The sequence below is a fragment of the Streptomyces sp. NBC_00885 genome, assembly GCF_045207475.1.
Taxonomy (GTDB): domain Bacteria; phylum Actinomycetota; class Actinomycetes; order Streptomycetales; family Streptomycetaceae; genus Streptomyces.
Window position 1 is genome coordinate 219600 of record NZ_CP108796.1, and the last position, 23275, is coordinate 242874.

The window sequence follows — 23275 nt, forward strand, 5'->3', positions numbered from 1 at the left end:
TTCGCATCAGGCTGACGCCGGCCCGCCAGGACGTGGTGCAGCGGCCGGGGAGGCGGCTGACGCGTGGGCCAGACCGCAGACAGATGGTGGACGAGTCGTTCCGGGCCGGGCCCGGGCGTTCGGCGGCAGAGCCGTGTCTCTGGTGGTGGCCGGTAGCCTGGCGAGGAAGCAACTTTTCCGTTGGGTCCGTGGCGGTGTGGCGGTGGTGTAGCCATGGTGATGGGCCGGATAGAGGGGGGCGGCCGCAGGGCTGGATTCGCCTTCGTCGGGCGTGGGGATGAGCTGCGTCTGCTCAGGGACGCGTTGTCGTCCGGGCCTGCCGTGGTGTTCGTGGAGGGTGAGGCGGGGGTGGGGAAGTCCCGCCTGGTGGGCGAGGCTCTGGCTCGTCTCGCCGAGGACGGAACTCCCGTGCTCCTTGGCTGGTGCCACCCTCTGCGGGAGCCGCTGCCGTTCGGACCCGTCATCGACGCGCTGCGCGAAGGGCACAGGTACCTGGTGCCTGAGGTGAAGCTGACCTCCGCGGTCTGGGCGCTGCGGGCGTTGCTGCCAGAGTTCACCGACCGGTTCCCCACGCCCGCGCCGGACGGCACGGAGGCCGTGGGTGGAACGCCTGACCTCATGAGGGCCGTGCATGAGGTCCTGTCGGCGTTGGGGCCGGTCGTGGTGGTGGTGGAGGACGTTCACTGGGCGGACGAGGCGACCCGGGAACTTCTGCTGCTGCTGGCGAGAAACCCGCCACAGGGGCTGCGCCTGGTGGTCACCTACCGTGCTCAGGATCTTCCTGTCGGCCATGCCGTGCTGGGTTCGCCCTATCGGCGTCCGGTGGGAGTCGGTGGCGTGGAGATCAGCCTTCCACCGTTGAGTGAAGCGCAGGTCCGCGAACTCGCTGACTCGGTACTCGGCCCGCAGGCGGCCCTGGCCCTCGGGAGGCAGTTGTTCGAGCGCAGCGGGGGGCTGCCTCTGGCCGCCGAGGAGGATCTGCTGGCCCTGGCCGACCTGATCGCCCAGCCCAAAAGCAGGGTGCCCTCTTCCCTGGAGGGGATGGGGGTGCCGCGGGCGCTGCAGGAAGTGGTCAGCACACGCGTGGCCGCACTGGATCCGGTTGCGGTGGCAGTGGTGGAGGCCGCGGCGGTGCTGGCTGTGCCTGCTCCTGAGGAGGTGCTGGCAGTCCTCGCGAAGCTGGATGAGGAGGAGATGGAGGAGGGGGTGACGGCGGCACTTCAGGCCAGTGTCCTCATCGAGGCATCTCCCGGCATGTACGGGTTCCGGCATGTGCTGGCCCGTAGGGCCGTCTACGGCCGGATTCTCGGGCCCCGGCGCCGTCGGCTGCATCTGCGTGCCGTGGAGGCATTGGAGGGGCAGAAGTCGCCTTCACTGGTGCAGATCGCTCACCACACCCGGCAGCTGGGTGATGTGCAGGCATGGCTGCCGCGGGCGCTCGCTGCCGCCGGCCACGCCGTGGATGTGGGGGATGACGGAGTCGCGGCCGACCTACTGCAACAGCTTCTGTCCGAACCGGCTCTGCCGCCGGAGCAGCGCACCCGCTGTGCGCTTGCATTGAGCCGCATCGCGATGCGGCGGATCGACCAGACCGCCAGCCTCGCTGCTCTTCGGGCGATCGTGGCGGACCCGGCCCTGGCCGTTGCCACACGCGGTGAAATCCGCCTCAACCTCGGCCAGAGCTTGCTGATCAAGTCGCCAAGGGCCGAAGGCGACCGTGAGATCGTGCAGGCGATCGGCGAACTGGAGAGCCGGCCCGACCTGGCCGCGGTGGCCATGGCAACCCTTGGTATAGGCATGCGCGACGTGTCGATCTCCGAGGATATCGAGTGGATGCACCGTGCGGTGGACACCGTCGCCTCCACCGACGATCCGGTGGCCCGGGCGACCGTGCTGGCCTGCAGGATCACCTTGCTGGAGACGATGGGAGATCCTCTGGGCCGGGAACTGCTGGAGCAGCTTCCACGAGAGAGCAGTGATCCGGAAGTCGTGCGGCAATGTGCTCGGGCGGTGCACAACGCGGCGGACGAAGGGTACTGGCGCGGTGACGACGACAGGGCCCACGCTCTGCTGGACGAGGCGGAGACGCTGACATCCCTGACGAGGAACGAACGGATCGCCGCGTCGTGCGGGATCATCCGGCTGGAGCTGGACTTTGCTGCCGGCCGCTGGACCGGCCTGGACGACCGTATCGAGACGATCGCTCCGGAATCCGGTCAGCGTGAAGGAGTCTTCCAGGTTGAGCCGATGCTGATCCGAGTACAGCTGGCGATAGCGCGCGGGCAGTGGCCCCGGGCACGAGAACGACTCGGGCATTTGACGAAGACTCCAGGATGGCCGCACTGGCCGCCATGGCTCATGCTGTGGGCGGCAGCCGTGGGTCGCCTCGAGCTGGCCGAGGGGAACATGCAGGCGGCCTGGGATGGGGTGCAACCAGCGCTGGAAGCCCTGCGGCGCAAGAACAACTGGGTGTGGATGACGGATCTCGTCCCCACGGCGGTACAGGCTGCTCTTGCCTGCGGCCTTCCTTCGGAGGCTGAACGGCTGGTGGGGCAGGTGGAGCGGGGTATAGACGGCCGTAACGCGCCGGGGGCTGTCGCGGAGCTGCTTTTGTGCCGTGGCTTGCTGACTGTGCAAACTGCCCCTGCCCGAGGGGTGGAGAACTTGGAGCAAGCTCAAGCCCGGTTCAATGCGATCGGCCGACTCCACCGCGCGGCCCGAGTCACCGAGCAGATCGGCAAGGCTCTGCTCACTGCCGCCCCGCAAAGCCCAGGTGTGGCGGCCCGCCGCCTGCAGGAAGCCGCAGACGTGTTCACCGAGCTGGGTGCCACGGCGGATGAAGCGCGCTGCCGCCAGGCCCTGCGCGAGATCGGCCAGGAACGCCCCCTCCCCCGCGGCCGCCGCAGCTACGGCGATGGCCTCTCACCCCGAGAAGAACAAGTCGCTCAGCTCCTGGCCATCGGCGCCACCAACTACGACATCGCCCGCGCCCTGTCCCTGTCCGTCCGCACCGTGGAACACCACGTCGCCCGCACCCTCAGGAAGCTCCGGATCACCCGCGAACAGATCAGAAGCCCCCAGACCTGACCACCGGCACCAGTGCGGTCACCTCCTGCGGACGGGGAGCAGGCAAGGGCGAGCCCGCGCCTGGGCAGTACTCATTTCGTGGCTGACTACCTACCCACCTACCTAACAAGCTCCCCGCCTGTCGACCAGAGCTACCTATTGGTTCCTCAGCATTGGCGCAATTCGATACCAACACTGTGCCCCTTCCCCCTGGATTCGTATTGCCTGGGTGCCTTCCCCTGGAAGAGCCAGAAACTATACGTAAGAGCAATATGTCCAGTCTTGGATATGGCCAGTCAGTGGGTGAAAGGCGACAGAGATCATGAAAGACGACCGAGCTTCCGCTCACGCGGCGGTGTATCTCCGCTGCTACCCGTACGACAAGGGGCAGATGAGCTGTCATCGGCTTGGCCTGTTCAGCTATGCCCGAGAGTTGGGCCTGTCCGCGCCGACAGTGTTCCTGGACAACGGCCGTCGCTTCACTGGGCCGCTGCCTGAGCTGGAGCGCCTTCTCGATGAAGTCGACGGTGGAGCCTACGACGTGGTGCTCGTGCCCGGGCTGTTCGTGTTCTCTCTCGACGACAGCGAAGCCCGCCTGGTGTCCCTGCAGATCCGAGACGCCGGTTGCCAGGTTATGGAACTGCCGTCCCCACGCACTGCAGTTGCACTACTGGCCGAGGCTTGAGCTCGGGGCACTTCTTTACGCGGGATCTGGGCGCTCAGCACCCTCGTCCACCCCGGCTCACCCGCCCCGTCCTCGCGTGCATACCCGTGATGGAGCGAAGGCCGTCAACGATGGCCATGCCGATTTCTCCTGGGGAGATCGCTGGTGAGCTGTGCGAGGCATCGCTTCGACCTTGTTCGCCGTCGCATCACTGCGACAAGCGGGAGAACCGACCTACGGATACGCAAACAACGCTGAGTACGCACGCGGTCACCCGTCCTCTGATTGCATGAGATCCGGACATTGCGCGACGGCGCTGGACCAGACGGGTCGGGGCAGTGTCCTGGCAAGCAGAGCACAGGGGGGACGTGATTGCGATGCGTGAGCACGAGTGGGAGACGGCCGTACGCGAGCCACTGGCATCGGCCGCGCCGGATGTGACGGCGCTGGTGCTCGTCGACGGAGCGGCGGGGACGGGCAAGACCTGGTTCGTGAAGTGGCTCCTCGCGCTTCCCGAGCTCGGCGCGGTGCCTCGCCTGAAGGTGACGTTCACGGCTTCAGGCGCCGTTGTCCTTCGGGAGTCCACACGCCCAGACAGGACCGCATCCGCAGTGTCGAAGACCGGGTCCGTACGTCGTCCCGCAGGTACCCGGCCCGGAGCCCTGGTGCCGACGGGGCCGACTCCGCTCAAGACCTCATCTCTCGGGGAACTGGTGACTTCGCTCGACACCGGTGCTCCGGTTGTGCTGGTGGCCGAGGACGTGCACCGCGCGAACGAGCAGGACGCACACGCGCTGCGTACCCTGCTGGCTCAGCCTCCGGCGGGATTACGCGCGGTGCTGACCTATCGCCCTGAGGAACTGGCGAGTCCGGGGCTGGTGCTGGGAGCTCCGGTGGGTTACCCCGCCGAGATGAGCCTCGTCCGACTGCGGCTGGGCCCGCTTGACGAGGAGGAGGTCCGCGCGATGGCGGTGGAGGCGCTGGGCGAGGACCGCTGCCCGCCCCGGTTCGTCGCGCGGCTTCACACGCGCTCCGGGGGAATCGCGCAGGTGGTGGCCGATCTGGTGGCAGAGCTGAAGACTGCCGGCCCGCTTCCGGGTGGGAGAGCCGACTCGATCGGCCGGGACCGGCTGACGGCCAGAGACGTGGACGAGGCCGCGGTTCCGCTACGGCTCGCCGAGCTGGTGGTCGGCCGCGTGGCGGCGCTGGACGATTTAACGAGGCGCTTGGCGTGGGCGGCAGCCGTGCTCGATGAGGCCGCGACGGAGGACGAGTTGACCTCGGTTGCGGCTCTGCCGGCGGAGAGCGGCCGTGCGGCGCTGACGGCCGCTCTGTCCGAAGCGGTGCTCCACGAGATCGGGGTCGGTCAATACGGATTTGGCACTCCCATGGAGGCCGCGGTCGTGTATCAGTTGCTGCCCGGGCCGGTACGGCGGGAGCTGCACGGTCGAGCGGCCGAGGCACTGGCGGCCCGGCGCTCGGTACCGTGGGCGGGGCTGGCCCGCCAGCAGTTCGCATCCGGTCGGATCGCGGACTGGCTGGACAGCGTGGAGAACGCCGCGCGTGAAGCCGTCGAGGCCGGGGACCACCAGCTGGCGATCTCGCTGCTCGAGGACACGCTGGCACATCCTGAAGTCCGGGAGTCGAACAGGGTTTGGCTGGCCTTGATGCTCGCACGCATCGCCTACAACGGGCTGCGCTCCGATCAGACGGTCGAGGTTCTGCGCCGGCTGGTCGATGACCCTGCGCTGCCCGGCGCCGCGCGTGGTGAGATCCGGCTCGACCTCGGGCTGCTGATCGGTAATCAGGTCGGTCGGGGCAGCGAAGGAGGTCTCGAACTCATCAGAGCGATCGAAGAGCTGAGTACCCGTCCGGCGCTGGCGGCGCGCGCCATGGCGGCCCTTGCGTTGCCGTATTGGCCCCGTGGCGCGCTGGCGGACAATCTCATCTGGCTGGAGCGCGCCGAAGCGACAGCAGGCGGGAGCGGGGATACCACGGTCCAGGCAGCAGTCGCGGCGAACCGGGTGACCGTGCTGCTCAGCGTGGGTGATCCGGACGGGTGGCGGCTCTTGGAACAACTTCCCCGGGAGAGCGATGATGTGCGCATTCTCGGACACTCGGCCCGTGGTGTGACCAACGCCGCCGATGCGGCGCTCTGGCTGGGCGAGTACGCGACAGCGCGCGAACTCCTGGCCGAGGGCCCGAAGCTGGCCGCCCGCAGCGGGCACCTGTACGTGGAACAGGGAGCACGGGGTAAGTCGCTGATTCTGGACATGATGACCGGCCACTGGGCAGGCCTGACCGCCCAGGCCCGCGCGCTCGTCACGGAGCTCGGCGAGATGCCGCTCATAGCGGGCCACGCCGGGCTGGTGCTCGGCCTGCTTGCCGTGGCGAGGGGTGAATGGAACCAGGTGGGCACCTGGCTGTCCGCTCCCGACCTGGCCGGGGACGACAGCCCCGTACCGCTGGCAGCCGCGGCGGCGGGCGGCCGCATCAGGCTCGCCCTGGCCCGCAACGAACAGCAGACCGCGGCCCGGGAGGCGGCCGAGGCATGGGCACGGCTGCAAGCCAAGGCCGTGTGGGTATGGGCGACCGAGCTGGCCCCCTGGGCTGTGGATGCAACCGTCCGCGCCGGAGAGGTGGACAGGGCACGGGAGATGGTGGACGAATTCGCGGCAGGCACCGTGGGCAGACAGGCACCCGCCGCCGCGGCAGCACTGATGTCGTGCCGGGCACTGTTGGCCGAGGCGGACGGCGCGTTCCCAGAGGCAGCCGAGTACTTCCGGCGCGCCCGTGCTTGCTATCAAGCGCTTCCCCGGCCCTACGAGGCGGCTCTTGCAGCGGAAGCCGTCGGACGATGTGCCCTGGCGGGCAGCCTGGAGACCACTGCGGGCATCTCCAAACTGGCGACTTCTACTGAGGAGTTGGAAGTCCTCGGTGCGACATGGGACGTGGCCCGAGTACGGGCTGTACTGCGAGCCCACCCCGGCGCCGAGCGGCGCCCACCGGGCCGCCCCCGATACGGTGAGCGGCTGTCGCCGCGTGAGCAGGAGGTCGCAGAGCTCGCGGGTGCCGGCCTGAGTAACCGCGAGATCGCGGCCACCCTGCACCTGTCCCCGCGCACGGTGGAGCAGCATGTCGCGCGTTCCCTCAGGAAGTTGGGCGCGGTCTCTCGACGAGACCTGGCTGTGACGGACCGCGGCGGCAAGCCGGGCCCGGGGCATCCGTAGCCCCCGGTGCCGCAAGCAACCCCGAACATGACAGGCCCTGGCCGGGCGGCAGACCGAGGCCTTGCCGGGGCGCACGCGGCCCTGCCTCGGAGAACGCCCTGCCGCGTAGACCGCGCAAAGCAACTCCCGTGCGTCGACCGTAAGTTCGTCGCGCAGTCAGGCTCCGCTGCCGCTCGAGCTGGCACCGTGCACGCCGGCTCGGTGCGCGCACAGCCGATCCCTTGTCCCGCGGCAGGGGCATAACCGCGCTGTGCGGCGCGATCGGTGCAGGAAGCCGCGCGCCTGCCATTCAGTACGTATCCGTGTTCCGGGGCCACGGATAGCCGGTTCCCGGTTTCACTCTCTAGGTTTCGTTGTGCCCGCAGACCCCACAGGCGCCTGTGCGGCGGCAAGGTTTCCGGTCATCGTCACTGCCCGTCCGGAGGGCCGAGATACGCCGTGCGATGTGAACCGAGCCTGGAGACCCGGATAACCGTGCACGCCGGCTCAGTCATACCCGGCTGATCCCTTGTCCTGGGACAGCGGCATAACCGCGCTGTGCGGCGCGATCGGTGCAACGGGCTGCTGCTGCCAGTCGAACACGATGACGTCAACTCACCTACACGTAGAAAGGCTCCCGCGATGGGTAAACACAGCAAGAGTCCCGCTGCAGGCAGGCACCGAAAGGCTTCAGTGAAAGGCCGCCCCGGACTCCTGGCCGCCACGGCGGCGGACACGCTCGGGAGCCTCAGGAGGCCCCCCGGCGAGGCATCTTCACGTCCCCCACAGGAACGACGCCATCTCATAGTGAACAGGCGAATGGGCGCCGCAGTCCTCACTGCCTTCGGGCTGGCCGCACTGGGTGCCAGCCCCGCCATGGCGGACCATGTCAACCCCTGGGACCGCTACTGGCAAAAGACCGGCCCCGGCCCCATAGAGGTGCCCGTCATCGACAGTACCTCGCCGAAGTGGAAGCCCCACCTTCAAGGGGCTGTCGAGAAGTGGAACGATAACCCCGACATCAAGGCAAGAATCGTGCCGGGTGAGAACGACCTCGAGGCCCGCCAAAAGTGCGAACGCATAAAGGGCGCAGTCCACGTCTGTGACGACGACCTCGGGGATGACGGCAATCGGGGAGGGGCGGCCTTCGAGGACGCGCCCCACGGCACGCCTATCGAGTCGGTCGAGCTCAAGCTCAACAACTTCTATCTGGACAACGAGCCCGAGGAAGTAAAGCAGCATGACGTATGCCACGAGATCGGCCACTCTCTCGGACTCGGCCACCAGTATGCGGCTGGAACCTGTATGAACGACAAGGCCGCCGGCTCGGATCCTGTCCCCGAGGAGCCTTGGCAACCACAGCCCAACGAGCACGATTTTGAACAGCTGAAGGCCATGTACGGCCCCGGCAACGACGAACAGCCCCCGCCGTCCGACCAGAACGCCAACCAGTTCGAGCGGCGCACAGCCTGACCGGCGAACGGCCCACCGCTCCACCTGTCAACCCCCGGGTGCCTCGCGTTGCCCCGCGCGAGGCACCCGGGGGTGACCTCAGGGCAGCCACCTTGGCTACAGCATCACGTGCTTGACCTGCGTGTAGTCCAAGAGGCCCGCCAGGGACAGATCGCTGCCGTAGCCCGAATGCCTGACACCTCCGTGCGGCATCTCGGACACGGTGGTTCCGTGCGTGTTGACCCAGACGATGCCGGTACGCAGAGCCCTCGTCGCCCGCATCGCCCGCTCGTGGTTCGTGGTCCAGACGCCGGCCGCCAGGCCGTACCGCACGTCGTTGGCGAGACGGAGGGCGTCGGACTCGTCGGTGAAGGGCTGGACGGTGACCACCGGGCCGAAGATTTCCTCCTGGACGATCTCGTCGCTCTGGTGGACGCCGGTGACGACGGTCGCCTGATGGAAGAAACCGGGACCCGGTGCCTCACAGCCTCCCGTCGCGATCTTTGCGTGGCCGGGCAGACGGTCCAGCAGACCCTTCACCGCGGCGCGTTGGGAGTCGCTGTTGAGGGGGCCGAAGTCGACTCCCGGGGTCAGCGCTGCGGCGTGGGTGGTGAAGGCGTCCACGAATGCGTCGTGGATACGGGCGTCAACAAGCAGACGGGTGGGGGCCGTGCAGTCCTGGCCCGCGTTGTAGTACGCAACAGCGGCAAGCTGCGCGGCGGTTGTCTCGACGTCGACGTCGTCGTGGACGATGACCGGGGCGTTGCCTCCCAGTTCCAGATGGACCCTTTTGAGGTCCGCGGCCGCCGCGGCGGCGATCTCCTGGCCGGCCCGGACGCTTCCGGTGACGGCGATCAGCCGGGTTGCCGGATGGGCGACGAGAGCCCGTCCGGTGTCACGGTTGCCGCACACCACGTTCAGTACACCCGCAGGCAGATGCCCGGCGGCGATCCGGGCGAGCAGGGCGGTCGAGGACGGGGTGGTGTCGGCGGGCTTCAGTACGGTCGTGTTGCCGGCCGCGATCGCGGGTGCGATCTTCCACACGGCCATCATCAGGGGGTAGTTCCACGGCGTGATCTGGGCGCAGACACCGACCGGTTCGCGCCTCAGCAGCGAGGTGCGCCCTTCGGTGTACTCGCCCGCGGCGGCGCCGGGCAGATTCCGTGCCGCTCCTGCGAAGTAGCGCAAGGTGTCGGTGATCGCGGGCAGTTCGTCGGCGCGGAACAGGTCGGCGGGCTTGCCCGTGTCCGCGGTCTCCGCCGCGACCAGGTCGTCCGTGTGCCTCTCCATGGCGTCGGCGATGCGCAGCAGTGCGAGCCCCCGTTCGGCCGGTGTGGTCGTGGACCACAGCTCGTACGCGGCGGCCGCGGCTCCGCACGCCGCGTCGATGTCCTCCGCACCGGAGAGCGGGGCGGTGCCGTGTGTCCTGCCGGTCGCCGGTTCTACGAGCTCAGTCGTCGCGCCCGACGCCGCCGGCAGGTCCGCTCCCCCGATGTGGTTGAGGACGGTATGCATACGGGTGTCAGCCACGGGTGAGTGCCTCTTTCGCTGCGGCGCGGCCGGTGCGTACCGCACCTTCCATGTAGCCCGCCACCCACTGGTCGGATCCGCAGACGTAGAAGGGCGGTTCATGGGTTGCGTGCAGAGGGCCGACGGCCATGACATCGCCGGGGGTCCACTGGGTCACGTATCCCTGGGTGAAGGGATCGGTGCCCCACATCCGCACGTAGGTGTTCAGCGGCCTGTGCGCTTCTTCTCCGTAGAGGCGGGCGATGTCGCCGAGCAGTTCTTGCTCCCGGAGGCCTTCGGGCATACCGAGGAGCACGCCGTACCGTTCCGGTGGGACGAGGGCGGAGAGGATTCCTGCGTTCTGCGGCCAGGTGCTGCCGAGGACGCCTTCGCACTCGGACAGGCCGCTCAGGTCCGATGAGCGCCAGAACGGCTTGTCGTAGGCGGCAACGAACTTGGCGGCGACGGCCTGTCGTTGCCGGTGCAGGGAGGCGAGTCGTGCGTCGGAGACTCCGGTGACCGTGATGCGGCGCAGCGGGCCGACGGGCAGGGCGCTGACGACTGCGCCGGCGGTGAAGCTCTGCCCTCCGGCGATGCGTACGGTGCAGCCGCCCGGCCCGGCGACGACGTCCTCGACGGGTGCGCCGAGCCGGATGCGGTGCCCCAGCGCGTCGGCCATGCGCAGAGCCACCGTCGCCGATCCTTCGGCCACCCGCAGCCCCTCCCAGTCCTGGTAGTCGTAGTGCTCCGTCTCGTCGCCGCCGGGGACGGCCGCGTGCTTGCGCAGGGCGGACAGAAGCGAGGTCCGTTCGTACGAGCCACTGGCCAGGGCGAGTTGACCGATCTCCCACAGGCGTACGACGGCGGGGCTCGCGCCCTCGCAGCGCAGCCACTCGGCGACGGAGAGGGCGTCGAGAGCGACGGCCTCGGAGTGTGACCAGGGGTCGTCGGGGTCGACGCTGTGGGCGAGGGCCGTGAACGCGGCCGTGAGCCGTCGGTGGCAGGCGTCGTCTTTGGGGCCGAACCAGTGGGGCGGATCCCCGGCAGAGATCCCCTCGGGTGTGGCGCGGGCCAGGAACCCGGGTTCGGCGACATAGCTGGGGACGAGGCTGAGTCCGAGTTCTTCGACGAGGGTGAGATAGGCGGTGTGGGCCCTGCCGACGACTTCACCGCCGAGCTGGACGAGGCGGCCGTCGGGGAGTCCGGTCTGTTCGACGCGTCCGCCCACTCGGTCGCGGGCCTCCAGGACGAGGACGTCGGCTCCGCCTGCGGCGAGGTCCCGTGCGGCGGCAAGACCTGCGAGTCCTGCGCCGAGCACGATGACATCGTGGTTCATGGGTGCGTTCCTTCGCTGGGTCGGCTAGGCCCTGTCCGGTCGATCAGGCCGGATCAGGGAGCGGGGTCTGGCATGGTGCATCGCAAGGCGGAGGAAGGAGCCCACGCGGAGCGTAGGCGACTACGACAACGGTGGGGGTACCTCCCGTGCCCGGAGGGCTACGGGGGAGAGGTGCCGTGCCAGGGCACGCGAGCCCGGCAAGATCGGCCGGACAGGGCCTAAACGGTCGGGGCGGTCAGTCGAGAACCAGGCAGTGCTCGGGCCTCCAGCCGATCTCGACGCTTTCGCCGCCGCTCCAGCGGTCTTCCATGCGGGAGCGGTCGGTGTTCTGCTCCAGTACGGACAGGGTTATGCCGGGGGCGAGTTCGATGAGGTAGGTGGTGGTCGGCCCGGAGTAGACGGTTTCCCTGACGACGCCGTTCACGCGGGTCATGCCGGGTTCGAGGTCGGAGAGCCAGATCTTCTCCGGCCGGATGGACAGGCTGACCCGGCTGCCGTCGCTGACGCCGGCGCGGGGCCCGACAGGGAGCACTGGGCCTTGGTCGACGTGGACCTCACCCGCGCGGTAGGTGCCGGGCACGAGGTTGGAGGTACCCATGAACGAGGCGACGAAGCTACCGGCCGGGCGTTCGTACACGTCCTCGGGAGTGCCGCACTGCTCGACCCGGCCCTCGTTCATCACCGCGACCCGGTCCGACATGGTGAGGGCTTCGTCCTGGTCGTGGGTGACGAACACGAAGGTGATGCCGATCTCCCGCTGGATCTGCTTCAGTTCGACCTGCATCTGGCGGCGGAGTTTGAGGTCGAGTGCGGCCAGCGGCTCGTCGAGGAGCAGGACTTGGGGGCGGTTGACCAGGGCGCGGGCCAGGGCGACGCGTTGGCGCTGGCCGCCGGAGAGGGTGTGGGGCTTGCGGTCGGCCAGGCGGCCGAGCTGTACCCGCTCGAGCATGGTGCCGACGCGTTCGCGTATCTCGGTGCGGCCGACGCCTGCGCGCTTGAGGCCGAACGCGACGTTGTCGGCGACCGAGAGGTGGTCGAAGAGTGCGTAGCTCTGGAAGACGGTGTTGACGTTGCGCTTGTTGGGAGGCAGGAAGGTGACGTCTTCGCCGCCGAGCAGGACGCTGCCGTCGGTGGGGTCGGTGAATCCGCCGATCATCCGCAGCGAGGTGGTCTTTCCGCAGCCCGAAGGGCCCAGGAGGGAGAAGAACTCGCCGGACGCGATGTCCAGGGTGAGGTCGCGGACGGCGTAGGAGTCGCCGTAGCTCTTGCTGAGGGAGTCGAGCCGGACCGCGGGTGCGGTGTCCGTCGCCGCCGGGGCGGCCGAGGTGGTCGTCGTGGTCACGGGTGTCACTTCCCGGAGAGGAGGTCGAGGCCGCCGCGACGGCCGAACAGGCGCGGGATGAACAGGGCGAGGGCGATGAGGCCGATGGATCCGGCGAGCATCAGGGTGCCGACGGCGTTGATGGTGGGCTGTACGCCGAACCGGATCGCCGAGTAGATACGGACGGACAGCGGCTGCGGGTCGACGCCGGTGGTGAAGTAGGCGAGGACGAAGTCGTCGAAGACGAGCGCGAAGATCAGTACGGCGGAGGCGAGGATGCTGGGGAGAAGCGCGGGCAGGGTGACCAGGCGCAGCGCCTGCCAGCGCGTGGCTCCGAGGTCCATCGCGGCCTCTTCGACCTCGGGATTGAGGGCGGCGATCCGGGACCGCAGGATGACCGTCACGTAGGAGATGGAGAAGGTGATCTCCGCGAGCATGACGGTGCCGGTGGACAGCGTGATGCCCATGCCCTTGAAGAGCATCATGGCCGCGACCCCTGTGACGATCTCGGGGGTGATCAGGGGGACGAGCATGATGAGGCCTGCGAGGGAGCCGAGGCGGCTGCGGCAGCGGACCAGACCGAGTGCCAGTGCCACGCCGAGGATCAGCGAACCGGTCATGGCGACCAGGGACACCCGCAGGCTCATGCCGAGCGAGTCGAGCAGGACTTCGTCCCGGAAGAAGGCCGAGTACCAGCGGAGGCTGAAGTCCTTGAAGACGGTGAGGGACTTTTGGGAGTTGAAGGAGAAGAGGACGACGACGCCGATGGGCAGGTAGAGAAGTGCGAAGAACGCGGCCGTGACGGCCAGGGCGAAGCGGGGCTTGCGGTCGGTGCCGCGGCGGCGCCTGCGGACGCGGGGCGCGCCGGTGGCAGGGCTGCTCTCCGTGCGCGTGGTCACGGCGCGCAGCGCACGAGGGGCCGGGCGGCGCTGCGGTTTGAGGGCAGGGCGCAGAGTCATCGGGTCGCCTCCGCTTCGTCCTTGCGGGCCCGGCGGAGGTAGCCGACCATCCCGAGGAAGAGAACCGCCATCATGAGCATGGTGAGTGCCGAGCCGAGCGGCCAGTTCTGGCCCTGGAAGAATTTGTCCTGGATCAGGTTGCCGATCATGATCTGGTCGGGGCCTCCCATCAGCTGGGCACTGACGAAATCGCCCATGGCGGGCAGGAAGACAAGGACACAGCCGGCTGCCGCGCCCTGCCGGGTGGCGGGCAGGGTGACGAAGAAGAAGGTCCGCAGGGGACCTCCGTAGAGGTCGCGGCCTGCCTCGATCAGTGAGACGTCCATGCGCTCCAGCGCCGCGTACAGCGGGATGATCATGAACACGATGAAGCCGTAGACGAGCCCGGCGATGACGCCCACGCCGGACTGGAGAATCTTCGTGCCGCTGTCGGCGAGCCCGACGGCGCGCAGTGCCTTCAGCAGGGGGCCGTCGTCGGACAGGACGACGGACCAGCCGTACATCCGCACCAGGTAGTTGGCGAAGAACGGGACGACGATGGCGGCGATCAGGACGTTCTTGAAGCGTCCGCCGTGCAGGGCGATGGCGTAGGCGACGGGGTAGGCCACGGCCAGACAGATGACGCAGGTGAGCAGGGCGTAGCCGAGGGAGCGCAGCAGCACGGCCCGGTAGGCGGGCTCGGCCAGCGCCGTGATGTTCTCGAAGTTGAGCCCGAAGTGCGGATTGCCGAGGGGGTCGGTGGTACCGAGCGCCAGTGCCGCGACCAGGACCAGGGAGGCGACCAGGAAGGTGGACATCCACAGGGTGCCCGGGACCATGAGCCAGGTCCACAGCCGGTTGCCGCCCGCGGACGGTCCTCTGCGGGGTGGGGGCAGGACGTGATCTGTGCGTCGTCTCATGGCGTCAGCCGGCCTTCACACGGGTCCAGGCGGTGTCGCGGGCCTGTTCGCCCTCGGAGGTGACATTGCGGAAGTAGAGCTCGTCCGTCAGGTCGTCGGCGGAGACCTGGCACTCGGGGAACGGCTCCACGAGCGCGGCGTACGTTGCCTCACTGCCGTGGACCGGCATGGGATAGCCGATGTACTCGATGTTCTTCTTCACGTTCTCCGGGCGGAGCATGTAGTCGATGAAGAGCATCGCCGTGCCGGGGTGGCGGGCGTCGGAGGGGATGGCGTAGCAGTCCGAGTTGATCGGTGCCCCTTCCTTCGCGACCTCGAAGCCGAAGATCGAGGGGTCCTTCGCCTGGTTGAGCATGGCGGCCATGTCACCGCTCCATGCCTGGGTCATGGCCGCGTTGCCGGTCAGCAGGTTGTTGTAGCTGTCGCTGGAGAAGCCGCGCAGATGGGGCCGCAGAGAGCGCAGGGAACTGGTGATACGGCCCAGCTCACCATCGCGGCTCGTCGAGACGTCGAGGCCGAGCTTGAGCGCCCCCATGCCCAGGACTTCGTCCCGGTCGTCGAGCAGGAACACCTTGCCCTTGGCCCGGGCGTTCCACAGATCGCCCCAGGAGCCGGCCAGGTCGCTGCCGATCTTGTCCTTCCGCCAGCCGATCCCGGTCTTGTACATGGTGAAGGGGACGGTGTGCCGGGCGCTGGGGTCGTACCAGGGGTCGGCGAAGTAGCCGTAGTGGCTGAAGATGGCGTCGGCGTTCTTCAGCCGGCTGTGGTCGATGGGGCGCAGCCGGTTTCCTTCCGCCAGCCGCTGGGCCCATTTCGCGGTGGGGAAGATGATGTCGTAGCGGTTGCCGGCGTTGAGCTTGGCGGCCATGCCTTCCATCGAGTCGAAGTTCGACTGGATGACCTTGACTCCGTACTCCTTCTGGAATCCGGCGAAGACGGCCGGGTCGACGAAGTCGGCCCAGTTGAAGTAGACGAGGTCACCGTCGACCTTGACGTCGATGGGCTTGTCCTCGGCCTTCTGCGCGGCAGGGCCGGAGGAGGAGAAACCGCAGCCGGCCGCGGTCAGGCCGAGACCGACGGCCGCGGCGGAGCCGGTGCGCAGGAAGGAGCGGCGGGAGGGGGAAAAAGCTTCGGGGGACATTCGAGGTCCTCTCCGTGGGGTCCGCGCGGGCAACGGACACCTGGTGCGGGCAGGGCGGCCCCTGGCACGCCTTCGCGTGCGGGACCGGTGAGCCGCGGATCGGTTCGGGGGGACCGACGGCGTACTCGACAGGGGGGTGGCCTTGGTGGTTCGGGCTCCACGCCGGCCGCGAGGGGGTCAGCTCAGTGCTGCCCGGCGGCCGCGGGGACTGGTCGACGGGTTCGGCTCAGGGCTCCACGCCGTCAAGGTCGGCGCGGACGCGGCCGGCGAACCAGCCGACCGCAGACTCGCGCCGGGACAGGGGCCCTGGTTCGAAGCCCGGTGTGGTGAGTCCTTTCTGCACACGGGCCACCAGTTCGGCGTCCTCGTCGTTGGTGATCCAGCCGATGTGGATGTTCAGCCGCCGGGCGAGCCTGGTGCGCAGTCCGGTGCCACGGCGGGTGTAGAACGCTCCGGGTACAGCCACGCGGTCCACCGCCGTCGGGATCGCGGTCCAGGCAAGCACATGGTCGGGGTAGAAGTCGATAAGTGTGTTGGGGTAGATCACCGCGTACCGCCAGACGCGGCGGTCGGCCTCGGTCAGACCGGGCATGGGGGCGGTGATGCGCTGGTAGAGGCGCTCCGCCCAGTTCGAGGACGGCTTGTCGCGCAGCGGTGAGGCGAACAGCGTGTATGCCTCACCGATCTCGCTGGTGTAGCCCTGGTAGTCGAGCAGCCGCATCAGCCCCGGGTGGGCGACCGGCACGTGGTAGCCCTCGAGATAGTTGTCGACGGCGACCTTCCAGTTGGCGTGCTGGACCTCGGCGCCTTCCAGGTCGTGGATACGGCTGCGTCCGATGGGCACGAGATCGGTTCCGGCGTAGTGGCCGACGGCTTCCGCGAGTCCGGCGCACTGCTCTGCCAGGGGTACGGCGTCCTGGTCGAGGTTGACGAAGACGAAGCCGAGGAACGACTCCACTCGGACGGAGAAGAGACCGAGCTTCGGCTTGTCCAGGCACGGGATCTGGCGCGACTCTGGGGCACCGACCAGGCTCCCGTCGAGTTTGTACGTCCAGCCGTGGTAGGGGCAGCGAATCGCCTTGCCGGACGGTTCGGGCCCGGTGACCAGACGGGTGCCGCGGTGGCGGCAGATGTTGAGGTGGGCGGCGAGGGTGTTGTCCTCCGTCCGTACCACCAGCACCTCGCGGCCGGCGACCGTGGCCGCGAGTCTGGCGCCGGGGCCGGGAAGGTCGGACTCATGGCACACGAGCTGCCAGGACCTGGCGAAGATGTGCCGGGTTTCGGCGGCAGCCGTGTCGGGGTCGGTGTAGTAGCGGGCGGACAGGGCCTGGCCGGGGTCGTCCTGGTGCGGGCTGTCCGGGTCCGCTGTGGCGCCTGGGTGGCTTGTCCGGCCGGAGTTCGTCTCGCGTGACTCGTACTGAGGCGGTGCTGCGGGAGCTGCTGTGGCTGGGGCTTCGGCTTCGGGCTGCATCGGCTGACTCCTCAATGCCGCACAGGCGGCGATCGGTGTTGAGGCGGCCCTGGGGCAGTACGGGGGCCGGGTGATGCATCCGGTGCCGCGCACTGCACTGACTAATTGGTCAGTCAGATTGCTGGCGGGTTGCCGGGGTGTCAAGTCTTGTGGACTGACTAATTGATTAGTTAGCGTAGTCGTCATCGCTTCTCCCGGCGATCCGAGGCTTTGTGCCCCGGAGCCGGACGCAGGCAGCTCCCGGGCGGCCCCGCCCGGTCCCCTACCGCCGAATCCCCGTCGCACGGCGCCACGGTCCACGGCCGCAGGCCACGGACACACGCTCACCGCACTCGGCTCCCACCGGCCCGGATGCGCCGTGACGGCTCCCCACTCCCCTCCCGGAGGCACGCATGAGCGGTCGTCGGAGTCTCGTCTGGCTCGGGCTGACACCCGAACCGGAACGAGAGCTGCCCCCTGCCGTCGCTGCCCTGCGCACCCGTGCGCCGGACACGGCCGCACCGCCGCCGAGGACGGCGGACGCCGAGCGGCGCCGGGTCGAGAGCCTGATCCTGCGCGGCAGCCGGCGCAGCTGGCTGCGCTATCTCGCCGAGGTCACCGCGCTGGTGACCTCCGTCGCCGACGGCTCCGCGCCCGGCGACCGCAGGGCTGCCCTCCTCGCAGGAGAAGTCGTGCTCGACCACCACCGGATGCTCATCGGTCTGCCGGGCTCCGGATACGACCGGACCGCGGCCGACCGCAGAGCCCTGGAGCAGGCGGTACGGGTGCTGCGCACCACCACTCCACCCGCGAGCGGACCGGAGCCGACGCTGACACAAGGAGGCCGGGGATGACGGCGAGCGCAGGGCCCGGAACCGGGGCCGTTGGGAGGACGGGGCCGAGCGCGCCCGGACAGCGGGAATCACGTGCGGCGCAGACCCATCCACTGCGCGGCCCGACCACCGGCAACCCTCCAGGAACCGGCGAGTTCGGGGGCATATCGACGTCCGCGAACGCCACCCGTATCCGGTCCCTGATGCCCGGTGGACCCGGCGCCCTGCTCGGCACGGCCCCCGAAGTCACGGAAGATGCCGAGGCGTACGCCGCCACCGGCGGATACCGCGACACCGCCGACCCGGTGAAGCTCCTTGACCTGATCACCGACGCCGGTCTGCTCGGCCGCGGCGGAGCGCGATTCCCGGCCGCCGTCAAGCTCGCGGCCGTACGGGACGGCAGCGGCGTGCCCGTCGTGGTGGCGAACGGCGAGGAGGGCGAGCCCGGGTCGGTGAAGGACCGCTGGCTGCTGCGCTCCCGGCCCCACCTCGTACTGGACGGACTCACCCTCGCCGCCGCGATCACCGGAGCCGCACACGGCTACGTCTACCTCTCCGACCCGTGCGCGGCGAGACGCGTCCGCCGTGCCCTGGCCGAGCACCCGACGCCGCTGCCGATCAAGGTGATCGAGACCGACCACACCTATGTGGCCGGGGAGGAGACCGCCGTGGTGCGGCGTATCAACGGCGGACCCGCCCTGCCGACCGCCAAGCCCCCGCGCCCGTTCGAACGCGGAGTCGCCGACCGGCCCACCCTGGTCTCCAACGTCGAGACACTCGCCCGGATCGCGCTCATCGCCGCACATCCCCACCTGCGTCACCGCATCGCCCGCAGCACACTGCTCACCCTCTCCACCGACCGTGGCGCCGCCGACCCCGGGGAGAGCCCCCTCCTCGCCGAGGTCCCCTACGGCACCACCCTCGGCACACTCGCCGCCGAACTGGGCGCAGGCGACGCGTCCGGAGCGCTGATGGGCGGACTCTTCGGCGGACTCGTCGGACCCGGCTGGGCGTCCCTTCCGCTCGACCACGCCGCGCTCGCCGGTGCCGGCACGGCACTGGGCTGCGGCGCGATGCGGTTTCTCGCCCCGGGGTCATGCCCGGTGGCCGTCGCCGCCGACGCCGTCGACCACCTCGCGGGCGAAAGCGCCCGGCAGTGCGGCGTCTGCGTATCGGGCACCACCGCCATCCGCGACACGCTGCGGGACCTGACCGCCGGGACGGCGGGCCCCGACGCCGCCGAACGGCTGGAGCGCTGGTCGAAAACCCTGCCGGGACGGGGCGCATGCGGCCTGCTCGATGCCGCCGCCGGTACGGCCGGCAGCCTCCTGCGTGCCTTTCCCTCCCTTGTCCGCAGCCATCTCGATGCGCCGTGCCCGCTCTGCGCCTCCTGTCCGCCGCGTGGCGGCCGCCGGCTCGCGGTCGCCGTACCGCATGTCACGGACACCGCTCCCGGCACCGAGCCCGTGCCTTCGCTGAAAGACATCTCACGTGCCTAACAAGTCAAGCCGCGACGGCCAAGTCCGCTGCTGAGGAGGTGAAAGCATGCTGCTCGTCGAAGAGCTGTCCGGTCTGCAGGCAGTGGTAGAGCTGGCCGATCATGCGGTTGAAGAGGTTCCTCTGGGCCTGGGCATGCCAGTCGCCCCGCTCGCGCCGTCGACGGTAGTGCGCGTCGGCTCCGGGCGAGGCCCGCAGGGCGGAGAAGGCCCACAGGAAGCCCGCGTTGATCAGCCGGTCGTTCTTGATGAAGCGGCGCCCGACGAACCTCTTTTTCCCGGAGGCGCGGGTGATGGGAGCCGAACCCGCGTAGGCCTTCAGGCCACGGGCATTGGCGAAGCGGCTGCGGTCGTCTCCGATCTCGGCGAGCACCCGGGCGGCAAGCTGCACTCCCAGGCCGGGGAAACTGAGCAGGATCTCAGCGTCCGGGTGCCGGCGAAAATGCTCCTCCACCGCCGCTGCGAGGTCGGCGGCTGCCAGACACGCCGCATCCAACTGACGTATCAGTGCCAGAAGTTGATGCCCCATCGCGTCCTCGACGGCCTGCGGCTGGTGGGCGTAATCACCGCGGAGGACCGTCCGCAGACGATCGGCCTCGACGTCGATGCCACGGGTGCGGCCGGCGCGTTTGAGCGCGGCCCGCAACTGGGCCGGGGTCAGCCTGGCGGCCGTGGCCGGAGTCGGCGCCGCGGCCAGCACCGCACGGGCCTCGGGACGGGCCAGGCCGAACTGCTTTCCCAGGAAGGCGTCCAGGGCGGCGGGGAAGTACTCACGCAGCAGCGAGCGGACCTGGTTGACCAGCTGCTGACGCGCCCAGACCGCGTCCTGCTGGGCGCGGGCGAGCACGGCGACGGCACGGGCAAGATCGCTGTCGGTGGGCAGGCAGCGGTGCGCGTGCAGGTCCGTGCGCAGGATGTTCGCCAGCACCAGCGCGTCGCCGGGGTCGGACTTCTTGCGGGAGACGCTGTGCCGGTCGCGGTAGCGGGCCGCCGCCAGGGGGTTGACGGCGTAGACCGGCCGCGTTCCGGTGTTCAGGACGGCGACGAGCAGGCCGCGTCCGGTCTCGATGGCCACCGGTATCGGCTCATCGGCGGTATCGCCGTGCTCGGCGAGCAGGTCCAGCAGCAGCCGGTAGCCGGCCGCGTCGTCGGTGATCCGCCGCTTGGCCAGCAGGTGTCCGGTCTCGTCGACCAGAGCCACGTCATGGTGGTTCTCGGCCCAGTCGATCCCGCAGAACACGGTCATACAGTTCTCCGTTCTGTTGCTGTTCGCGCAGGTGGTGAACCTGTGCGGGCCACGCGGCGACCTAATTCCAGGACTCTTCGGTCCGCCATCTCACTAGCCGTTCGCGGCACCAGCGCACCGCAGGGGCCTCCGTCTTGTGCAGAGCTCGGCGGCTCGGGACGAAGCGAAGAGGTCGCCCTGCGACGGGCTCACACCGCAACGATCTACGTGCGAGAAGCCGGGCTGGGTTCCGCAGTGGCCCGAAGACGCCGGGCGCCACCGTTCTTTCATAAGGCCTCGACGGGCCGGGAACTGACAGGAGTCAGCCCGGCGCCCACGCGGCCACTACGAACCCAAGCGACTTCAACAGTCCAGCGACTCGTTCATGAGCCGATCTGGAACCGCCTACTCACGAATTAGGAACAGCATGAAACTCTTCCTGGACTCCACACGCTGCCAGGGCTACGGGCTCTGCCATGAGCACTCCCCCGGTCTGATCGAACTCGACGAATGGGGCTACGCGTCGGTGCTCGCCGTCGACGTGCCGCCCGGGGAAGAGGACGCAGCCCGCGCCTGCGCCGAGAGCTGCCCCAACTCCGCGCTGCGGCTGGAGAAGTGACATGGGACGTGACCTGACCGCGCTCTTCGATCCCAAGTCCGTGGCCGTCGTCGGCGCCAGCGACGACCCGGCGAAATACGGTCACGCGGTGGCGGCCCAGGCGCTGCGCGCCCCCGGCCGCCGGCCCGTGCACCTGGTGAACCGCCGCGGCGGGACCGTTCTCGGACGCCCGGCGGCGACCAGCCTCACGGGGATCGGTGAGCCCGTCGAACTCGTGGTGATCTCCATACCCGGGGCGGGCTTCGAGGCCGCGGTCGACGAGGCTCTGGAGTGCGGCGCCCGCGCCATCGTGGGTATCACCGCCGGTTTCGCCGAGACCGGTGCGGACGGGCTGGCCCGGCAGCAGGCACTCGCGGCACGGGTGCGGGAGGCGGGTGCGGTCCTGGTCGGCCCCAACTGCCTGGGCATCGCCGACAACACGACCGAGCTGTATCTCGCGTCGGACACCTTCGCCCCCGGCGGTGTCGCGCTGCTGAGCCAGAGCGGCAATCTGGCCCTCGAACTCCAGCTCCGCATGGAGCGGCACGGCCTCGGCTTCTCCCGGTTCGTCTCGCTCGGCAACCAGGCCGATGTCACTCTCGTCGACCTGGTCGAGGACTGCGCGAGGCACGAGCCCACCTCGGCGATCGCCGTGTACGCCGAGGACTTCGGCGACGGGCGTGCCTTCGCCCGGGCGGCTGCCGCGGCGGGCAAGCCGGTCGTTCTGCTCACCGCGGGCCGTGGCACTGCCTCCGCGCGCAGCGCCCAGTCCCACACCGGGGCGCTCACCACTTCCTCCGATGTCGTGGCCGCCGCGTGCCGGGACGCCGGCGTGGAACTGGTCGCCACACCACGGGAGATGACCGTCGTACTGGCCGCACGCAGCTCCGGTGCGCGTGCCTTCGGGCGGCGTACCGCGGTCTTCACTGATGGCGGCGGACACGGCGTGATCGCCGCGGACGCGGCGGAAGCCGCGGGCCTCGACGTCCCCGAACTCGGTGCCGCGGCGCAGAACCGGCTACGGGCCCTGCTGTGGGAGCAGTCCGCGGTCGGCAATCCGGTCGACCTGGCCGGAATGGGCGAGCAGAACCCCCGCTCGTACGCCGAGACTGTCGGCGCACTGCTCGCCGCCGACGAGGTCGACGCCGTCCTGATGACGGGCTACTTCGGCGGCTACGCGGCCTCCGGCGGCGGTCTCGGCGGAGGCGGGGCCACGCTCGCCGAGGGCGAGGCCGAGGCTGCACGGGAGATCGTCGCGCACTGGCGGGCCAGGCCGAAGCCGCTGGTCGTGCAGTCGATGTATCCGCAGTCGCCGAGCTGTCGCACGCTGGCCGCGGCAAGCATCCCGGTGTTCTCGGCGACCGAGGATGCCGCCCGTGCGCTCGCCGCGATGGCGGCGCCCGGCGCGGCCGGGCGCCCGGGCATCGCACCGCTGCCGCCGGCCGCAGTGCCGGTTCGCGACGTCGGCTACCACGCAGTGAGGGGCCTCCTCGCCGACGCCGGCGTGCCGTTCCCGCAGGCACGCGAAATCACCGGTGAAGCCGAACTGCTCTCCGCAGCCGCTGAGTTCGCCGGTCCGTACGTCCTGAAGGCCCTGCATGTCCTGCACAAGTCCGACGCGGGCGGAGTAGCACTGCGTCTCCCGGACCGTCCGGCGCTCCTCGCCGCGTACCGGAAGATGCACGCCAGGCTCGGCGCGCCTGCCTACTCGGTCGAGGCGATGGCGGATCTCGACGACGGGATCGAGCTGATCGTGGGGGTCAACCGGGACCCGAGGTTCGGGCCGGTCGCCATGGTCGGTCTCGGCGGCGTCCTCACCGAAGCCCTGCACGATGTCGCCTTCGCCCTGGCCCCTCTTCCTGCCGCCCGTGCCGAACAGCTGCTGCGCGGACTTCGGTCCGCCGCTCTGCTGACAGGCGTGCGCGGGCGCCCGGCCGTCGACGTGGCCGCCGCCGCAGAGGCCATCGAGCGCATCACCACCGTCGCCGCCGCCCATCCGGAGATCGCCGAACTGGAGGTCAATCCCTTGCTGGTCCGTCCGGACGGTGTGCTCGCCCTGGACTCCCGCGCCGTACTCGCCTGACCGCTCCCTACGTCCCCACGAAAGGCCGGAGAAC

At 69.5% G+C, this 23275-nt stretch carries 16 protein-coding genes; 8 read left to right on the top strand and 8 right to left on the bottom strand.

Annotated features, from left to right (window positions below; translation table 11 throughout):
- Positions 1–219 precede the first annotated feature (219 nt).
- The 4 genes from OHA61_RS01140 to OHA61_RS01155 all read left to right on the top strand — a co-directional run bounded on the left by OHA61_RS01140 (position 220) and on the right by OHA61_RS01155 (position 8412).
- Positions 220–3087, top strand: a complete 2868-nt coding sequence (locus tag OHA61_RS01140) for an ATP-binding protein (protein WP_406307250.1) — start codon at positions 220–222, stop codon at positions 3085–3087.
- A gap of 301 nt (positions 3088–3388) precedes the next feature.
- Entirely contained in the window at positions 3389–3751 is a 363-nt protein-coding gene (locus tag OHA61_RS01145) for a hypothetical protein (protein WP_406301233.1), read from the top strand.
- Positions 3752–4107: 356 nt separating this feature from the next.
- Positions 4108–6960, top strand: coding sequence for a LuxR C-terminal-related transcriptional regulator (locus OHA61_RS01150; RefSeq protein ID WP_406301234.1), 2853 nt, complete (start codon positions 4108–4110; stop codon positions 6958–6960).
- 798 nt (positions 6961–7758) lie between these two features.
- Complete coding sequence (locus OHA61_RS01155) at positions 7759–8412, top strand: hypothetical protein (protein WP_406301235.1); 654 nt, start codon at positions 7759–7761, stop codon at positions 8410–8412.
- A 96-nt stretch (positions 8413–8508) separates the two neighbouring features.
- Here OHA61_RS01155 and OHA61_RS01160 read toward each other — a convergent pair whose 3' ends face one another.
- The 7 genes from OHA61_RS01160 to OHA61_RS01190 form a co-directional block, all read right to left on the bottom strand.
- Positions 8509–9906 carry an aldehyde dehydrogenase family protein gene (locus OHA61_RS01160; protein ID WP_406307251.1) on the bottom strand — a complete coding sequence of 466 codons (1398 nt, stop codon included), beginning with the start codon at positions 9904–9906 and terminating at the stop codon, positions 8509–8511.
- 7 nt (positions 9907–9913) lie between these two features.
- Entirely contained in the window at positions 9914–11236 is a 1323-nt protein-coding gene (locus tag OHA61_RS01165) for a flavin monoamine oxidase family protein (RefSeq protein ID WP_406301236.1), read from the bottom strand.
- Positions 11237–11471: 235 nt separating this feature from the next.
- On the bottom strand, positions 11472–12578 hold the full coding sequence (locus OHA61_RS01170; protein WP_406301237.1) for an ABC transporter ATP-binding protein: 1107 nt from the start codon (positions 12576–12578) through the stop codon (positions 11472–11474).
- A 5-nt stretch (positions 12579–12583) separates the two neighbouring features.
- Positions 12584–13516 (bottom strand): ABC transporter permease, encoded by a 933-nt coding sequence (locus tag OHA61_RS01175; RefSeq protein WP_361917795.1) that lies wholly within the window; start codon positions 13514–13516, stop codon positions 12584–12586.
- Positions 13513–14415, bottom strand: a complete 903-nt coding sequence (locus OHA61_RS01180; protein ID WP_406301238.1) for an ABC transporter permease — start codon at positions 14413–14415, stop codon at positions 13513–13515. The genes OHA61_RS01175 and OHA61_RS01180 overlap by 4 nt, the downstream gene beginning before the upstream one ends.
- Positions 14416–14419: 4 nt before the next feature.
- A complete protein-coding gene (locus OHA61_RS01185; RefSeq protein ID WP_406301239.1) occupies positions 14420–15556 on the bottom strand; it encodes a spermidine/putrescine ABC transporter substrate-binding protein in 1137 nt (378 codons plus the stop codon).
- Between the two features lie 226 nt (positions 15557–15782).
- On the bottom strand, positions 15783–17027 hold the full coding sequence (locus tag OHA61_RS01190; RefSeq protein WP_406301240.1) for an aromatic ring-hydroxylating dioxygenase subunit alpha: 1245 nt from the start codon (positions 17025–17027) through the stop codon (positions 15783–15785).
- A gap of 392 nt (positions 17028–17419) precedes the next feature.
- Here OHA61_RS01190 and OHA61_RS01195 point away from each other — a divergent pair, with 392 nt between their 5' ends.
- Both OHA61_RS01195 and OHA61_RS01200 read left to right on the top strand, forming a co-directional pair.
- Positions 17420–17860, top strand: a complete 441-nt coding sequence (locus OHA61_RS01195; RefSeq protein WP_406301241.1) for a hypothetical protein — start codon at positions 17420–17422, stop codon at positions 17858–17860.
- A 182-nt stretch (positions 17861–18042) separates the two neighbouring features.
- Complete coding sequence (locus tag OHA61_RS01200; protein ID WP_406301242.1) at positions 18043–19338, top strand: NADH-ubiquinone oxidoreductase-F iron-sulfur binding region domain-containing protein; 1296 nt, start codon at positions 18043–18045, stop codon at positions 19336–19338.
- A gap of 4 nt (positions 19339–19342) precedes the next feature.
- Here the strand turns inward: OHA61_RS01200 and OHA61_RS01205 are convergent, their stop codons facing one another.
- Positions 19343–20581, bottom strand: coding sequence for an IS110 family transposase (locus OHA61_RS01205; RefSeq protein WP_406301243.1), 1239 nt, complete (start codon positions 20579–20581; stop codon positions 19343–19345).
- 406 nt (positions 20582–20987) lie between these two features.
- On the opposite strand from OHA61_RS01205, the gene OHA61_RS01210 reads away from it, so the two are divergent.
- Together OHA61_RS01210 and OHA61_RS01215 are read left to right on the top strand one after the other, a co-directional pair.
- Positions 20988–21179, top strand: coding sequence for a ferredoxin (locus OHA61_RS01210; RefSeq protein ID WP_324975078.1), 192 nt, complete (start codon positions 20988–20990; stop codon positions 21177–21179).
- 1 nt (position 21180) lies between these two features.
- Positions 21181–23241, top strand: coding sequence for an acetate--CoA ligase family protein (locus OHA61_RS01215; protein WP_406301244.1), 2061 nt, complete (start codon positions 21181–21183; stop codon positions 23239–23241).
- The last annotated feature ends 34 nt before the right edge of the window (positions 23242–23275 follow it).

Excerpts from the sequence above, each read along its gene's own strand:
- OHA61_RS01140 (WP_406307250.1), top strand. The coding sequence starts at position 220 with ATGGGCCGGATAGAGGGGGGCGGCCGCAGGGCTGGATTCGCCTTCGTC.
- OHA61_RS01145 (WP_406301233.1), top strand. The coding sequence starts at position 3,389 with ATGAAAGACGACCGAGCTTCCGCTCACGCGGCGGTGTATCTCCGCTGC.
- OHA61_RS01150 (WP_406301234.1), top strand. The coding sequence starts at position 4,108 with ATGCGTGAGCACGAGTGGGAGACGGCCGTACGCGAGCCACTGGCATCG.
- OHA61_RS01155 (WP_406301235.1), top strand. The coding sequence starts at position 7,759 with ATGGGCGCCGCAGTCCTCACTGCCTTCGGGCTGGCCGCACTGGGTGCC.
- OHA61_RS01160 (WP_406307251.1), bottom strand. The coding sequence starts at position 9,906 with ATGCATACCGTCCTCAACCACATCGGGGGAGCGGACCTGCCGGCGGCG.
- OHA61_RS01165 (WP_406301236.1), bottom strand. The coding sequence starts at position 11,236 with ATGAACCACGATGTCATCGTGCTCGGCGCAGGACTCGCAGGTCTTGCC.
- OHA61_RS01175 (WP_361917795.1), bottom strand. The coding sequence starts at position 13,516 with ATGACTCTGCGCCCTGCCCTCAAACCGCAGCGCCGCCCGGCCCCTCGT.
- OHA61_RS01180 (WP_406301238.1), bottom strand. The coding sequence starts at position 14,415 with ATGAGACGACGCACAGATCACGTCCTGCCCCCACCCCGCAGAGGACCG.
- OHA61_RS01185 (WP_406301239.1), bottom strand. The coding sequence starts at position 15,556 with ATGTCCCCCGAAGCTTTTTCCCCCTCCCGCCGCTCCTTCCTGCGCACC.
- OHA61_RS01190 (WP_406301240.1), bottom strand. The coding sequence starts at position 17,027 with ATGCAGCCCGAAGCCGAAGCCCCAGCCACAGCAGCTCCCGCAGCACCG.
- OHA61_RS01195 (WP_406301241.1), top strand. The coding sequence starts at position 17,420 with ATGAGCGGTCGTCGGAGTCTCGTCTGGCTCGGGCTGACACCCGAACCG.
- OHA61_RS01200 (WP_406301242.1), top strand. The coding sequence starts at position 18,043 with ATGCCCGGTGGACCCGGCGCCCTGCTCGGCACGGCCCCCGAAGTCACG.
- OHA61_RS01205 (WP_406301243.1), bottom strand. The coding sequence starts at position 20,581 with ATGACCGTGTTCTGCGGGATCGACTGGGCCGAGAACCACCATGACGTG.
- OHA61_RS01210 (WP_324975078.1), top strand. The coding sequence starts at position 20,988 with ATGAAACTCTTCCTGGACTCCACACGCTGCCAGGGCTACGGGCTCTGC.
- OHA61_RS01215 (WP_406301244.1), top strand. The coding sequence starts at position 21,181 with ATGGGACGTGACCTGACCGCGCTCTTCGATCCCAAGTCCGTGGCCGTC.